The following is a 15,580-nucleotide window of genomic DNA, read 5'->3' on the forward strand; positions in this document are numbered from 1 at the left end:
TTTTAGAAATTTCCTTAAATAAAACACATAATTTTAAATAACATTTCTTATAATAAGATTCATTAATTTGATTACATTTATGTTGTTTTTCTAATTGGTTGACTTTTTCATTATAAATTTTAATAGTAGTAGATAATTCATCATAATTTTCTATATCTTTTGAATTAGGTAAACAAATTTTTAAATAATCTAAATCAAAAATTTTATCGTTTAATCCTTTTGTAAAATCATCAGAAATTAATTCTTTTTTTATTAAGGAATAAAAATAATCTATAAAAATAGAAGAATCATTTAAAGTTAAAATTTCAATATCACGTTTAGCACGAGTTATTGCAGTATAAATTTTTTTTTTCTAAAACTTTGTCTTGTAATTCATTTCGATTTTGCCAACCAATTAAATAAACAAATTCATTTTCATATCCTTTATATCCATGTATTGTTGACAAAATAATTTCATTTTCTTTACTATTATTATCAGATATAGTAAAAGGAATTTGGTTTTTTTCAAACTCATCTTTAATTTTTTGTAATTCAGCATTACTACGGCAAAGAACAGTTGTAGAATAAATTAAAGAATTTTTAATTTTTTCACACAAATAATTAACTTGTTGATAAAAATTATCAAAAAAAGAAAAATTTATAAAATCTCTATATTTTTTTTCACTAAAAGATAATTGTAAATATTCCTTATTATCAATTAATTCATTAGATGCTTTAACAATATTAATACCTTTGGAACGATAATTAACATTTAAAAAATGTTTTTCAGGTTTAAAATCTTTTACAAAAAGTTCCAAAATACGTTCACTAGAACCAAAAGAACTATAAATATTTTGAGTATAATCACCAAAACAATATAAAGAATTTGGTTTATTTAATAAAAGTTCTTTTATAATAAAATAATAAAAATAATTTAAATCTTGAAATTCATCAATAAAAACAGGACGATTATAAATTAAACCATTATTTCTTTCAACAAATTCAATATAATCACTAGTTTCAATTAATAAACCATCAAAAGTTATTAAATTATTATAATTTAATTTTTCATAATACAAATTTAATAACAATTCAAAAGATTTTTTTAAAACTTTATCATCAATTTTAATAGATGAATAACAGTTTTCTTTTTCAAAAGTCAAACGTATTAAATTATTTAATTCCTGTAAAAGCTTTCTAAATGAATATTTTCTTTGTTCTTTAAAATACATTTTTAAATCTTGATTTTCTTTTAAAATCAGTTTTAAAATATTTAATTTAGTTTCATCATCAATAAATTTTCTTTGTTGTGTTGTTTTATTAAAAATATTATATTTTAAATAACAAGAATAAGCAAAACTATGAAATGTTCTAATTTCATAGTTTTCTTTTAAATATTTTTCTAATTCATCATCATTATAAGAAGAATAGTCTTTTTTTAATGATGAAAATAATTTATCATAAATAATATTTTTAGTAGCATTAGTAGCTACCAAAATTAAAGGTTTTTCTTTTTGTTTTTGTCTTAATTTTTCAATTAAAATAGTAGTTTTGCCAGAACCAGCACCACCATGTATATACATGCAAGAAGCATCTGAATTAATAATATCTTTTTGTTCTTTTGATAAATTAAATAACACCTTATTCTCCTTTAATAGACTCTCCAACCTACTCCTTCACCGATAGTTCACGGCGAAGGCGGTTGGTTCGTTCTCGCTACTCCTTACCTGATAGTTCACAGGTAAGGCGCTCGATACAAAAAACCCCCTAAATCCCCAAAGGGGACTTTATAGGAGGGTGTAATATATTAATTGTAATATTCCTCGGCTGTCCGCCTAGTTCGCTACGCTCGTCTTGGAATACTTTTAATATTAATTTTCTTTTTTTATTCATGATTAATGATTTCTTACTTCTTTAACAGTTCCGTCTGAATTATAAGTTTTTTTTAATTTTATTACCTATTTCGGGATTATATTCTTCTATTTTATCTATTTTTTTGCCATCAAATTTATAAATAGTTTTTTTAATTAATTTACCTTGAGAATTATATTCTTCTATTTTATCTATTGTTTTGCCATCTTGAAGATAAAATGTTTTTTTAATTAATTTACCTTGAGAATTATATTCTTCTATTTTATATATTGTTTTGCCATCCAATTTATAAATAGTTTTTTTAATTAATTTACCTTGAGAATTATATTCTTCTATTTCATCTATTGTTTTGCCATCTTGAAGATAAAATGTTTTTTTAAACTTTTCTTCATTATCATCAAATTCTTCAATAGAACCATCAATAGTTTTACGTTTGATTAATTTTGAATTAATAGGATTATATTCCATCCAAACGCCATCTGATAAAGTTTTTTTGATTAATTTACCGAGTGAATCGTACTCTTCAACATTATTATATTTATCAGTTTTTTTCAACAAAAAACCATTATTTTTATCATATTCCCAAATTGTATCATCTTTATCAATTTTTTTAACTAATTTGCGAGTAAATAAATTATAATATTCTTTTTCTCCATTTTCTCTTATAAACTCATAAGGAACACTTTTTAAATTTTCGTTTTCTTCTTTAAGTTTTTTATTTTCATTATGTATAACATCATTCAACTCTTTTGCTTTTGCTGCAATATCTACTTCTTGTAATTTACGTCTTTCTTCGGTTGCTAAATGATATCTATAAGTATGAGAAGCTATCCAAAACACAAAATACAGTAATATTCCAGTAGTAATTAAAAAAGGAATTATTTTATAATATTTATTGCCAATTCTAAAACTTGACATTTTTAAACCTCTTTTCTATTATCAAAAATAATTAAAGAATTTTTTTAGCATTTTCAAATACCCATAAATATAGGAAATTAATAAAAAATGATAAAACAAAACTCAATATTATTATAACCTTTTTAAACAAAAATAAAAAGAATTTTAAAACAATTGAAATAATATCTAATATTCTTAAAACAATTTTAAACAACAAATCACCTATTTTAATAAAAGAATTTAAAAGAAAACTATTAACTTCTTTTAAAAAATAAATAACAGAACCAGCAACAGTAACATTAAAAATTATCTTTGCTATTTCTTTTAATTTTTCCCACATACTTTCACTAGGGTCAATTAATTTTTGACCGGTAAGACTTGTTATAGAACTTTTTATATAACCTATAATACTACCAAAAACATCAATAAAAATTTTTAATATTTGCATTAAAAAAACAAACAATGAACTAAATAATTTTAAAGGATAAATTAAAGTTGTTAATTGTTCCCATATAAAAACAATTGCTTTTTTTATCATATTAAAAATAATTAAAAAATTATTATTCCAACCAACGTTAAAATAAAATAAAAAAGATGATTTAGTAAAAAAAATACTATAAAAAATACTATATAATAAATAAAAAAAATCTTTAAATTCAAAGAAAATTAAATATTTTAAAAAGTTAAAACTAAAAATCATTTTCAGTATCATCAATAGATTCCGAAATTAAAGGATTTTTTATATTATTTAATTGATTTTTTAATTTTAAATTCTCTTTTAAAATTTCATCTAAATTATAATTATTTTCTTTATTTTCTTTATTATTATCTTTTTCATCAAAAATACCCTCAGAAAAACTAAGTCCTCCATGTTCTCCAAATTCTTTAATCATTTTATAAACATGTTCTTTATATATACCCAAATAATTACTCATTTGAGATATTATCCTAATTAAAGCTCCAAACTCTCTAACAGTAATTTGTCCATTTTTAATATATTTATTTACTACACAATGCAATTCATCACTAAAATCATATTTACTTTTCCATTCTTTAATATAAAAATAAAGCCAATAAATAAAAATACCAAAGATAGAAGAAGCAAAAGAAATAAATATTTTAGATTCAACAATATTAATAATTGTTTGTTGTATATCCATCAATTATTCCTTTCTATAAAATTATTTAAAATTATTTAAAATATTTTCAATATCTTTTTTATATAAATAATTTTGGTTATTATAATTTATAAATTTATTTTTTAATTTATTTATTAAATCTAATTTTTGAGAATCAGTTAAATTAACATATTTAATAATTTCTATTGGCTTTTCAATTTCCTTTATTATTTCAACTGGCTTATTATCTTTTTGAATTGTTTCTAATTCTTTTTCTTTATTATTTTTGGTAAAAAAATTAATATATAAAAATATACCAATAATTGAACCCATCAATAAACAAATAAAATTATCAAATAAATTATATTTTTTCATCTAATTTTCCTTTATTCTTTTTCAACCTTTTCATAATCTACTTTTTTAAAAAGCAATTTAGGTATACAGTGAATTATTAAACAAAATGAAAGACCACAAATAGAAAAAATATTAAAAAGAATTGTAAAAATTTCATGATTAATTTGAAAAAATGAAATAAACTTAAATCCAAATAATACAAAAATTCCACCTAAACTAATTAAAATCATTAAAACCATTATTTCACCAAATAAAGTAAAATCAGAATAACACACGCTTATTCCCAAATCAGTTTCGCAATATTCGTTTTCTTTTTTTATTTTTTGTTTTTTATCCATTTTAAAAAACTCCTTAATTTTAAATTAATTTATTCATATATTATCTCTTAATGAGTGGTTTTTTAAAAAAACCACTCATTTATTTAATCCATGTAATTTTAGTTGCATCAGGAACAATAAAACCAAGTTTATAAGCTGCAAATATAAAAATACAACCAAGAGCAATTAAAGTTAATATTTGTCTAAAAGTCATTTTTTATTCTCCTTTTTATTATTTAGCTATTGATAAATAACCTTTTGAAGCAAAATAAACAATAAAAGGAATAACAATGCCTAATGTAGGTAAAATCCAATATGTAAAAAATCTGCCTAATGTTAATTTATTTCTTCTAAAAGATTTTTTACTGAAATAAGAACGTCTGTAATTTCTCGCCATTTTAATCTCCTTTTTTATTATTTAATAAGAAAAATATTTTTTAGTATTTAGAAACAATAAGGAAACCAACTTAAAAGTTGGTATTTTTTTTAATGGTTCTTTAATCGCCTACAATATTCAAGAAAAAATAAATCAGGGGTTTTGTTGCCTAATTTAATTAAAACTCTTTTAAAAACAAATAATTTCAATTTTCAAGAAGAAGTTCTTTTAACAGACATTTTATAAAAGGTGTTGAATTAAAAGAAACAAAAAGAGTGGATTTTGTTTTTAAACATAATAATATAAATTATCTTTTAGAATGTAGTTTTTTAACACTTCAGGCTCCAAAATTAATAGCGAATTAAAACGTTTGGTAGAATTTAGTAAAACTATCAATAAATTCAAAAATATTCAATTTATTTATGTGATAGAAGGTCCAGGTTTGAAAAAACGCATCTTTGTTGGAAAAAACCTTAACGGAAACCAATGTTTTATTCAATATCCATCGTTTTCAAGAATTTTTAAAAAAAATAAAATAAAATTGTATTTTTTAACTCATCGATCTAATAAATTAAACACACACCCATTAAGATTAATTTTTACAACAAACATTATAATTATAATTTCTTCTACTGACTATTTTAAAATACCCCCCTAAATCAGGAATGCTCTTAAACGCATTATTTTGGCCCTCTCGCTTTGATTTAATTAAAATTAGGGTAAATTTTGCCATAGGATTGATTTAGACCCCCTTTATATTCAATTTAGCCTCTAAGTGACCTTCAAAACCCTTGTAAATGCGTACTTTTATTTTTTACAATTTTGGCATAAATTAAAACGAATCATTTTTTTAACCTAATTTAGACCCCCTCATTTGAGGGGGGGTATGTTGTTTTATTTTTTTTCACTTTTTTCCATTTTTTATCTCTTCTATCATCATTTTCGCTAGTGTTTATGGTGAGCATTTTGCTATTTAACCCTGTTATTATATAGCATAACCGACCCAAAATCAAAAATTCCGCATTATTACGCAAAAAAATTTAATCCATGTCGTTTTATAGGTGAGTTTTTCGTTTTTTTGCCCTAACTATATAATGTAGGGATAAAATATTTTAAAAAATATCTTTTGAAACTAGCAAATTATGTAAAAACATTAGACACTTTTTAAGTTTAATGAAATTACTTTGTTAGTTTGAAAAGATATGAAATTATCTATTAATTTTAAGTCTTAAAGAACAATTTTTAAATAAAAAAGTGTCTAAAAAAAAGGAACACCTCAAAGCTTTTAAAGGTTGAATTGCGTCACTATAGTTAACCTTTTGTTCTTGTATAGTTAAATTGATTTTTTTTAATTTTTTTTGTTTTTGAACTAAATCATCTAGCTTTTCTTTTAATTTTGGTTTCAGTTGCTTGTATGATGGTCTATCATGTATGGTTTTTGTTAGGACTTGTCTTTTTTTCTTTGAGTTTATTGATTTTATGACGGAGTTCGGTGTTTTCTTCGATATATTTGCCTGAAGCGTTTTCTAAAGCCTTAATGGTTCCTTCTAAAGCTTCAATGTGAAGGCCTTGTTGCGCCCATTTATCGATTTGTTGTTCTAATTCTTCACTTAAACGGTTAATTTCATTGGCTTGTTCGTGGATTATTTGGTTTAAGTGGGTGATTTCTTGGTCTTTTTGGTAGATAGTTGCTTGATATTCTTTTTCTTTTTGTTGAAAATTATTAGTCAATTGATTGATTTCCTGTTGGAGTGCTTGTTTTTCTTGTTGAGATAAAGCTTGATTAGTTATTAATTCTTGGTTTTTAGTTTCAATTAAGGATTTTTGTGCTTGGAGTTGATTTTGGAGTTTTTCGGTCATTTGGTTTTGTTCGTTGATTTGATTGATTAATTCATTAATTTGTTTTTCTTTTTCAGTGTTAAGAGTTTTTTCTTGGTGAAGATCAGTTTCTAGTTGATTAATTTTTTGATCTTGGATAAAGATTTCGTTTTCTTTAGAACGGATTTTGTCAGTTTGTTGATTGATTTCTTTTTGAAGTTCTTGTTTTTCTTGTTCAGAAAGTTTTTGATTATTTTCTAATTCTTCTTGTTTTTGAGTTAAATCATGTTCTAAATTAGCTTTTTGAGTTTCTAAAGTTAAACTATTAATTTTTTCTTGTTGAAGTTGAATTTCTAATAAGTTTTTGGCTTTGATGATTTCTTCAGGAGTTAGTTGTTGTGTTTCCGTTGTTTTGTTATTTTTTTTTAATTCCTCACCAAGAGGTGGTGTGTGTTGGTGTTGTTCTTGTTGTAATAAGGTAGGTTCAGTTGTTGATTGAACAACTGAACCATTATCAGGGATTGTTAAAGTTACCAATTTTACTTTCTTCTTCTTCTGTTTCTTCTGTTGTTGTTTCTTCTTGAGTTGGGTTAACTATAGTTGGTAATTCAGTGTCTGGTTGTTGTTGGATAGATGGCGCTTGTGTGTTTAATATTGGGGGTTTTTCATTTTATTGGTTAATTGTTGAGGTGGATTAGGTATTTTTGTTTCTTCGTGATGAAATTGATAAAGTTCGTAAGCGGTTGAAGCTAAAGAAACCCAAAATAAAACTTTACTACCGATTTTAAGGATTTTACCGCCGACATTCGCTATTTTTGAAGTAGCTTTTTTTTGAATGATAGTTTTAGTCCCTTTTTTGATAGTCTTTTTCTTTCCACTTTTGAACCAATTACCGATTTTCCCAAATCCTAAACAAATCCCGATGACGCTTAAAGTAGTTGCTAGATAATAACCTAATTCATTTTGCGGTGAAGGAGTATGATTAGGATTTTTATCATTGCCTGTTACTTTATTATAGATATATTCGATAACTTGACGAATTGGTTGAGTAGCTTTATCGTAAAACAATTTAGTTTTAGTAGCAGCATTAGCTGTAAAAGTGTTGATTTAGTTTAAAACTTCAGGAAAGAATTTAAAAAGAGTCCAATAAAACGCCCCACCAATTAATAATAATGGGATGAGCCATTTGAGGATGTTAAAGAAAGTTTTAATGATTTTAAGAAACCAGTTTTCTTTGTTAGTTTGAGTTTCGATAATTATTTTAGGGATTTGAGTTTTTCTTTTGATAATTATTTTGTTAGATTTATTGTTTTTGGATTGATTTTGATTGTTTTTATTTGTTCGTTTCACCATATGATTTTACTCGCTTTCTTTGTTGGATTTATTTTGATTTATTATCATTTTTTCTAATTTATCTATATTTTCATTAATTTTTTTAAAATTACTTTGGGTTTCTTGTTGAAATTTATCTATTTCCTTTTCAATAAGGTTAATTTTTTGTTTTAGATGATTGTTTTGAAGTTTTAAATTATGATTGTTGAAATTAAAGATGATAATTGTTGTTAAAGTAAAAAAATTATTAAACAAATATAAGGTGAATATTTTTGAATAATTTCCATTTCTGTTTTCTCCTTTGGTTTTAAAAGTTTTTTTAAAATAAAAAAGACTCTAAATGAGAGTCTTTTGATAGGGGGATAAAATTGAATTTAAACATTTTTTATTAAATCTCCTTTAATTTTTTAATATATTTGAAAGTTAATGTTTTTATGTCCATCCAGGATGGTTTTTTTCATTTCTGTTTCTTCGGCTTTATCATTATTGTGTTTATCTTGGTAAAGGGATAAAGTTTTTCTTTTTGGGTTGAAGTGGAGGTGGAAATCGGTTAATTTGAAATTGGAGTTGGAAACATGAGCGTGACCAAGGTAATAGTCTTTGTCGTCGTATAAGATGTGTTTAGGGCCTTTATATTTAAGGATTAAGCAATTACCGCTTGAGTCTTCTTTGAGTTGTTTTTCTAATCTAAAATATAAATATAATTGACTGTCATCTTCTTTATAAAAACTAGAAAATTCAAATCCATTCACTGAGGTTTTCTCATAAGTTAAACCTCTGTTATTCCAACGGTCGAAGGGATGACGGTCTTTGATGTAGTTAGCGAGGTTAGAGGGTTCTTTTTGAAGTTCACGACGGCTTTCAACCAATTTCAATTCTTTTCTTAAATTTTCTTCACGAGTTTGAAAAGTTTTAAGATTATTTTTAATATCGATGATTTCTTGAATATTGTAGGCGATTAAAGAACCATTTAAAAAAATACCAACTTTTAAGTTGGTTTCCTTATTGTTTCTAAATACTAAAAAATATTTTTCTTATTAAATAATAAAAAAGGAGATTAAAATGGCGAGAAATTACAGACGTTCTTATTTCAGTAAAAAATCTTTTAGAAGAAATAAATTAACTTTAAGCAGTTTTTTTACATATTGGATTTTACCTACATTAGGCTACATTAGGCATTGTTATTCCTTTGATTGTTTATTTTGCTTCAAAAGGTTATTTATCAATAGCTAAATAATAAAAAGGAGGATAAAAATGACTTCAAGACAAATATTAAATTTAATTGCTCTTGGTTGTATTTTTATATTTGCAGCTTATAAATTTGGTTTTATTGTTCCTGTTGCAACTAAAATTACATGGATTAAATAATGAGTGTTTTTTTTAAAAAAAACACTCATTAAGAGATAATATATGAATAAATTAATTTAAAAGTAAGGTTTTTTTTAAAATGGATAAAAAACAAAAAATAAAAAAAGAATTTTACGAACATTGTCAATGTTTCGGAACTGATTTGGGAATAAGTGTGGATTATGCTGATTTTACTTTATTTGGTGTAATAATGGCTTTAATGATTTTAATTAGTTTTGTTGGCATTTTTGTATTATTTGGTTTTTCGAGTTTATTTTCATTTTTTCAAATTAATCATGAAATTTTTACAACTCTCATTGATATTTTTGGTATTGGTATTCTTTCATATTGTTTAATAATTCACTTTATGCCTAAATTACTTTTTGAAAAAGTAGATTATGAAAAGGTTGAAAAAGTATATGAAAAAAATAATTTATTTGATAATTTTTTTTGTTTATTGATGGGTTCAATTATTGGTATATTTTTATATATTAATTTTTTTATCAAAAATAATAAAGAAATAGAAATAATTAAACAAAATAATAAACCAGTTGAAATAATAAAGGAAATTGAAAAGCCAATAGAAATTATTAAATATGTTAATTTAATTGATTCTCAAAAATTAGATTTAATAAAGAAATTAAAAAATAATTTTATAAATTATAATAACCAAAATTATTTATATAAAAAAGATATTGAAAACATTTTAAATAATTTTAAATAATTTTATAGAAAGGAATAATTGATGGATATACAACAAACAATTATTAATATTGTTGAATCTAAAATATTTATTTCTTTTACTTCTTTTATCTTTGGTATTTTTATTTATTGGCTTTATTTTTATATTAAAGAATGGAAAAAAGTAAATATGATTTTAGTGATGAATTACGAGATGTAGTAAACCATTATCTTAAAAAAGGTAAAATTAGTATTAGTGAATATGGTGCCTTAGTTAGATTAATGGCAAATATGGGAAATTACTTAGGTATATATAGAAAACATGTTGAAACAATGATTAAAGAATTTGGAGAACATGGAGGACTTAATTTTTCTGAGGGTATTTTTGATGAAAAAGATAATAATCAAGAAAATAAAGAAAATAATAATTTAGATGAAATTTTAAAAGAAAATTTAAAATTAAAAAATCAATTAAATAATATAAAAAATCCTTTAATTGTGGAATCTGTTGATGACACTGAAAATGATTTTTAGTTTTAATTTTTTAAAATATTTAATTTCCTTTGATTTTAAAGATTTTTTTTATTTATTATATAGTATTTTTTATAGTATTTTTTTTACTAAATTATCTTTTTTATTTGGTTTTAATGTTGGTTGGAATAATAATTTTTTAATTATTTTTAATATGATAAAAAAAGCAATTGTTTTTATATGGGAACAATTAACAACTTTAATTTATCCTTTAAAATTATTTAGTTCATTGTTTGATTTTTTAATGCAAATATTAAAAATTTTTATTGATGTTTTTGGTAGTATTATAGGTTATATTAAAAGTTCTATAACAAGTCTTACCGGTCAAAAATTAATGGACCCTAGTGAAAGTATGTGGGAAAAATTAAAAGAAATAGCAAAGATCATTTTTAATGTTACTGTTGTTGGGTCTGTTATTTATTTTTTAAAAGAAGTTAATAGTTTTCTTTTAAACTCTTTCATTAAAATAGGTGATTTGTTGTTTAAAATTGTTTTAAGAATATTAGATATTATTTCAATTGTTTTAAAATTATTTTTATTTTTGTTTAAAAAGGTTATAATAATATTGAGTTTCGTTTTATCATTTTTTATTAATTTCCTATATTTATGGGTATTTGAAAATGCTAAAAAAATTCTTTAATTATTTTTAGTAATAGAAAAGAGGTTTAAAAATGTCAAGTTTTAGAATAGGCAATAAACATTATAAAATAATTCCTTTTTTAATTACTACCGGAACATTACTGTTTTTTGTGTTTTGGATAGGTGGGCTTGCTTATAAATATCATTTAGAAACCGAAGAAAGAAGAATATTATTAAAAACTGATATTGAACAAAAAGCAAGGGAATTAAATGAACAATTACATCAAGAAAATCAAAAACTAAAAGATAAAATTAATCATTTAGAATCTGCACCTTATGAATTCATAAGAGATAATGGAGAAAAAGAATATTATAATTTATTTACTCACAAATTAGTTAAAAAAATCGATAAAGATGATACAATTTGGGAATATGATAAAAATAATGGTTTTTTGTTGAAAAAAACTGATAAATATAATAATGTTGAAGAGTTCAGTTTACACGGTAAATTAATCAAAAAAACCTTATCAGATGGCGTTTGGATGGAATATAATCCTATTAATTCAAAATTAATCAAACGTAAAAATATTGATGGTTCTATTGAAGAATTTGATGATAGTCAAGAAAAATTTAAAGAAATAGATAAAAACGGTAAAGTTAAATTTTTCAAAACTAAACTTTATAAAAATATTTCAGATTTTAAGAAAATATTTATTAATGACAAAAATTTAGAAACTTCTTTTTTAAAATCTCGTATTTTTAATTTAAAAGATTTAAAAGCTTCTGGATATACTTCAGAACAATTAATATCTGTTGGATATAGTTTGCAAGATTTAAAAGATGCTGGATATGCCATTAGAAAAATAACAGATTTAATAAGAAATGAATATACTTTAGAACATTTAATATCTGTTGGATATAGTTTGCAAGATTTAAAAGATGTTGGATATATTAGTATAAAAGAATTTGAAAATCTTGGATATAATTTAGATAAATTAGAAAGATCTGGATATAATTTGTATGAATTAAAATCTATGGGATATATTAGTATTCAACAAATAATAAATGTTTGGCCTTCATATGATTTGAATAAATTAAGAATTGCTGGATATATAAATTTTTAGATAATAAATAATAGTATCCAAAGACGAGCAGAGCGAATTAGGCGTCCAGCCGAGGAATATTACAATTAATATATTACACCCTCCTATAAAGTCCGCTTTGGGGATTTAGGGGGTTTTTAATATTATAAAGGAGAATAAGATGTTATTTAATTTATCAAAAGAACAAAAAGATATTATCAATTCAGATGCTTCTTGCATGTATATACATGGTGGAGCTGGTTCTGGCAAAACTACTATTTTAATTGAAAAATTAAGACAAAAAGAAAAAGAAAAACCTTTAATTTTGGTAGCTACTAATGCTACTAAAAACATTATTTATGATAAATTATTTTCATCATTAAAAGAAGATTATCCTTCTTATAATGATGATGAATTAGAAAAATATTTAAAAGATAATTATGAAATTAGAACATTTCATAGTTTTGCTTATTCTTGTTATTTAAAATATAATATTTTTAATGAAACAGCAAAACAACGAAAATTTATTGATGATGAAACTAAATTAAATATTTTAAAACTGATTTTAAAAGAAAATCAAGATTTAAAATTGTATTTTAAAGAACAAAGAAAATATTCATTTAGAAAGCTTTTACAGGAATTAAATAATTTAATACATTTAACTTTTCAAAAAGAAAACTGTTATTCATTTATTAAAATTGATGATAAAGTTTTAAAAAAATCTTTTGAATTGTTATTAAATTTGTATAATGAAAAATTAAATTATTATAATTTAATAAATTTTGATGGTTTATTAATTGAAACTAGTGATTTTATTGAATTTGTTGAAAGAAATAATGGTTTAATTTATAATAGTCCTGTTTTTATTGATGAATTTCAAGATTTAAATTATTTTTATTATTTTATTATAAGAGAACTTTTATTTAATAAACCAAATTCTTTATATTGTTTTGGTGATTATACTCAAAATATTTATAGTTCTTTTGGTTCTAGTGAACGTATTTTGGAACTTTTTGTAAAAGATTTTAAACCTGAAAAACATTTTTTAAATGTTAATTATCGTTCCAAAGGTATTAATATTGTTAAAGCAGCTAATGAATTAATTGATAATAAGGAATATTTACAATTATCTTTTAGTGAAAAAAAATATAGAGATTTTATAAATTTTTCTTTTTTTGATAATTTTTATCAACAAATTAATTATTTGTGTGAAAAAATTAAAAAATCTTTAATTTATTCTACAACTGTTCTTTGCCGTAGTAATGGTGAATTACAAAAACTTAAAGATGAGTTTTACAAAAACCAAATTCCTTTTACTACATCTTATAATAATAGTAAAGAAAATGAAATTGTTTTGTCAACTATACATGGATATAAAGGATATGAAAAAGAATCCGTTTATTTAATTGATTGGCAAAATCGAAAGGAATCACAAGATGAAGTTTTAGAAAAAAAATAATTTATACTGCAATAACACGTGCTAAACGTGATATTGAAATTTTAACTTTGAATGATTCTTCTATTTTTATAGATTATTTTTATTCTTTAATAAAAAAAGAATTAATTTCTGATGATTTTACAAAAGGATTAAACGATAAAATTTTTGATTTAGATTATTTAAAAATTTGTTTACCTAATTCAAAAGATATAGAAAATTATGATGAATTATCTACTACTATTAAAATTTTTAATGAAAAAGTTAACCAATTAGAAAAACAACATAAATTTAATCAAATTACTGAATCTTATTATAAGAAATGTTATTTAAAATTATGTGTTTTATTTAATGAAATTTCTAAAAATATTTATAAAGTAAATAAAAAAGATAATGGTTATGAAACTCGTTTAAAAGGGTTTAATTATTTTATGTTTGAACCTTTGGAACGAATTAAATGTTATAAAAAACATTCAAAAGAAAAAAAAGAAGAAAGATATTTGTCATTAAGTGATGATGATTTGAAATTTGATTATTCTTTAAAAAAGCAATTAAAAGAAAATAAATTTCAAGAAATTAAACCAAAATCAAAAATTTTAAGGCATTATCGAGATTCTTCACAAAATGCTAAGGATAAACTTTTATATAATTTCAAAGATTCTAAAAAAATATCTTTTATTACTTTGACAGCTCCTTATGATGATTTACAAGGTAAAACTATAAAATATACTCATGAACCTGATATTATGGGGCAAGTAAGGAAACGTTTTATTCGTTTAGTGAGAAAAAATTATTTATCAAGTTTATTTCAACAATTCTCTAAAAAAGAGTTGGTTTATTCTAAAATGCAAGATTTTCGATATTTTTGGTCTTTGGAAACTACTAAATTAGGAGTTATTCATTACCATATTATTTTTAATATTGATGTTTTAAATTCTTTTGGCGTATACTCACGTTATTTATGTACTGATAAAGATTATGCTTTGGGTTTAAAAACCGACCTATTAAAGGAAATAAGAGTATTTTTTATGATGATTATTTAATGCATAAAATAGATGAAAAAGGTAATATTAAAATACCTCAAAATTATTACGAGAAAAATAATGTTAAAGTGCCAAAAATTACTTTGCTTTGGGCTAATGCTTATGCATCTGTTATGAATAAAAATAATATAAAACATTATAAACATTTAAATCCAATTAGTCAAAACGTTCAAATTTTTAGACCATCAAAAAAATCTTTTATTTGAAAAAATTGAAATTAGTAAATGTAAAGCTTTTTATAAAGGTACTTTTGATAAAAAAGATTATGTCAATAAAATTGTTTCATATGTTAGTAAATATGTTTCTAAAAATGATAAACTAATTGAAACAAATTCTAATAAAGGAATTGATTTTTATAGTCGTCATTTGTTTGGATTTTCTCGTACATGTTTTACTTGTCCGCAAAAATCTTTTTTGGCATTATTTCCTTATGATATAATTAAAGAAATAGAATTAAGTCCATTTCCAATTGTTAATTTTAACTTTTCTAATATATTTGATTGGAATATTAAACAAAGAGTTAATGGAAGAAATATTAAAATTCCACATAATTTAACTTTATTGTTTAAATCTTATATGAATTCAGATCAATTTCAAAATTCTAATTATTTTAGTTTAAATTTATCTAGTATTCAACCAAAAAATCATTTTCTTAATAAGAATTTTAAAAAATATTTTAAGTTACAAAAACTTAAATTAAAACTTAAAAAAGATTATGAAAAAAAAGATATTAAAATATTAAATAAAGTTAAATGTCAATATGGGTATAGATATCTTGAAAATAATTATATTCAAAGTTTTCAACTTTCTCCTTAATTT

The 15,580-nt window shown here is 22.3% G+C and carries 20 protein-coding genes and 1 pseudogene; 10 read left to right on the forward strand and 11 right to left on the reverse strand.

Annotation, left to right across the window (positions count from 1 at the left end):
• Window positions 1-317: 317 nt before the first annotated feature.
• The 11 genes and pseudogenes from HGD80_RS05025 to HGD80_RS02995 all read right to left on the reverse strand — a co-directional run bounded on the left by HGD80_RS05025 (window position 318) and on the right by HGD80_RS02995 (window position 8,938).
• Window positions 318-1,619: a UvrD-helicase domain-containing protein gene (locus HGD80_RS05025; RefSeq protein ID WP_225904294.1), complete on the reverse strand. Its 1,302-nt coding sequence runs from the start codon at window positions 1,617-1,619 to the stop codon at window positions 318-320.
• A 292-nt stretch (window positions 1,620-1,911) separates the two neighbouring features.
• Window positions 1,912-2,769, reverse strand: coding sequence for a DUF2963 domain-containing protein (locus HGD80_RS02945; protein ID WP_219474368.1), 858 nt, complete (start codon window positions 2,767-2,769; stop codon window positions 1,912-1,914).
• A gap of 31 nt (window positions 2,770-2,800) precedes the next feature.
• On the reverse strand, window positions 2,801-3,460 hold the full coding sequence (locus HGD80_RS02950) for a hypothetical protein (RefSeq protein ID WP_219474369.1): 660 nt from the start codon (window positions 3,458-3,460) through the stop codon (window positions 2,801-2,803).
• Window positions 3,438-3,908, reverse strand: coding sequence for a hypothetical protein (locus HGD80_RS02955; RefSeq protein WP_225904295.1), 471 nt, complete (start codon window positions 3,906-3,908; stop codon window positions 3,438-3,440). Before HGD80_RS02955 ends, HGD80_RS02950 begins: the two co-directional genes overlap by 23 nt.
• A gap of 21 nt (window positions 3,909-3,929) precedes the next feature.
• Entirely contained in the window at window positions 3,930-4,241 is a 312-nt protein-coding gene (locus HGD80_RS02960; protein ID WP_219475652.1) for a hypothetical protein, read from the reverse strand.
• Between the two features lie 11 nt (window positions 4,242-4,252).
• On the reverse strand, window positions 4,253-4,558 hold the full coding sequence (locus HGD80_RS02965; RefSeq protein ID WP_219474374.1) for a hypothetical protein: 306 nt from the start codon (window positions 4,556-4,558) through the stop codon (window positions 4,253-4,255).
• Between the two features lie 211 nt (window positions 4,559-4,769).
• On the reverse strand, window positions 4,770-4,934 hold the full coding sequence (locus tag HGD80_RS02970; RefSeq protein WP_219474376.1) for a hypothetical protein: 165 nt from the start codon (window positions 4,932-4,934) through the stop codon (window positions 4,770-4,772).
• Between the two features lie 1,404 nt (window positions 4,935-6,338).
• Window positions 6,339-7,268, reverse strand: a complete 930-nt coding sequence (locus tag HGD80_RS05030; RefSeq protein ID WP_225904296.1) for a hypothetical protein — start codon at window positions 7,266-7,268, stop codon at window positions 6,339-6,341.
• A pseudogene (locus HGD80_RS02985) lies at window positions 7,246-8,084 on the reverse strand (hypothetical protein). Before HGD80_RS02985 ends, HGD80_RS05030 begins: the two are co-directional and overlap by 23 nt.
• 6 nt (window positions 8,085-8,090) lie before the next feature.
• Window positions 8,091-8,318, reverse strand: coding sequence for a hypothetical protein (locus tag HGD80_RS02990; RefSeq protein ID WP_225904297.1), 228 nt, complete (start codon window positions 8,316-8,318; stop codon window positions 8,091-8,093).
• Window positions 8,319-8,470: 152 nt separating this feature from the next.
• Complete coding sequence (locus HGD80_RS02995; protein WP_318839866.1) at window positions 8,471-8,938, reverse strand: hypothetical protein; 468 nt, start codon at window positions 8,936-8,938, stop codon at window positions 8,471-8,473.
• A 187-nt stretch (window positions 8,939-9,125) separates the two neighbouring features.
• Here HGD80_RS02995 and HGD80_RS03000 point away from each other — a divergent pair, with 187 nt between their 5' ends.
• The 10 genes from HGD80_RS03000 to HGD80_RS05060 all read left to right on the forward strand — a co-directional run bounded on the left by HGD80_RS03000 (window position 9,126) and on the right by HGD80_RS05060 (window position 15,577).
• A complete protein-coding gene (locus HGD80_RS03000) occupies window positions 9,126-9,296 on the forward strand; it encodes a hypothetical protein (protein ID WP_219475653.1) in 171 nt (56 codons plus the stop codon).
• 214 nt (window positions 9,297-9,510) lie between these two features.
• Complete coding sequence (locus HGD80_RS05035; protein ID WP_225904298.1) at window positions 9,511-10,134, forward strand: hypothetical protein; 624 nt, start codon at window positions 9,511-9,513, stop codon at window positions 10,132-10,134.
• A 21-nt stretch (window positions 10,135-10,155) separates the two neighbouring features.
• Window positions 10,156-10,311: a hypothetical protein gene (locus HGD80_RS05040; RefSeq protein ID WP_225904299.1), complete on the forward strand. Its 156-nt coding sequence runs from the start codon at window positions 10,156-10,158 to the stop codon at window positions 10,309-10,311.
• Window positions 10,266-10,625, forward strand: a complete 360-nt coding sequence (locus tag HGD80_RS03010) for a hypothetical protein (RefSeq protein ID WP_225904300.1) — start codon at window positions 10,266-10,268, stop codon at window positions 10,623-10,625. The genes HGD80_RS05040 and HGD80_RS03010 overlap by 46 nt, the downstream gene beginning before the upstream one ends.
• Window positions 10,603-11,262, forward strand: coding sequence for a hypothetical protein (locus HGD80_RS03015; RefSeq protein ID WP_225904301.1), 660 nt, complete (start codon window positions 10,603-10,605; stop codon window positions 11,260-11,262). Before HGD80_RS03010 ends, HGD80_RS03015 begins: the two co-directional genes overlap by 23 nt.
• 31 nt (window positions 11,263-11,293) lie before the next feature.
• Entirely contained in the window at window positions 11,294-12,325 is a 1,032-nt protein-coding gene (locus tag HGD80_RS03020) for a DUF2963 domain-containing protein (protein WP_219474379.1), read from the forward strand.
• Between the two features lie 139 nt (window positions 12,326-12,464).
• The gene (locus HGD80_RS05045; RefSeq protein WP_225904302.1) at window positions 12,465-13,742 is read left to right on the forward strand and encodes a UvrD-helicase domain-containing protein; all 1,278 of its coding nucleotides are present in this window, start codon (window positions 12,465-12,467) and stop codon (window positions 13,740-13,742) included.
• Between the two features lie 47 nt (window positions 13,743-13,789).
• Window positions 13,790-14,761: a hypothetical protein gene (locus tag HGD80_RS05050; protein ID WP_225904303.1), complete on the forward strand. Its 972-nt coding sequence runs from the start codon at window positions 13,790-13,792 to the stop codon at window positions 14,759-14,761.
• Window positions 14,761-14,967, forward strand: coding sequence for a hypothetical protein (locus HGD80_RS05055; RefSeq protein WP_225904304.1), 207 nt, complete (start codon window positions 14,761-14,763; stop codon window positions 14,965-14,967). Before HGD80_RS05050 ends, HGD80_RS05055 begins: the two co-directional genes overlap by 1 nt.
• A gap of 160 nt (window positions 14,968-15,127) precedes the next feature.
• Window positions 15,128-15,577, forward strand: coding sequence for a hypothetical protein (locus HGD80_RS05060; protein ID WP_225904305.1), 450 nt, complete (start codon window positions 15,128-15,130; stop codon window positions 15,575-15,577).
• Window positions 15,578-15,580: the final 3 nt, after the last annotated feature.

It is taken from the genome of Paulownia witches'-broom phytoplasma (genome assembly GCF_019396865.1).
Taxonomy (GTDB): Bacteria; Bacillota_I; Bacilli_A; order Acholeplasmatales; family Acholeplasmataceae; genus Phytoplasma; species Phytoplasma asteris.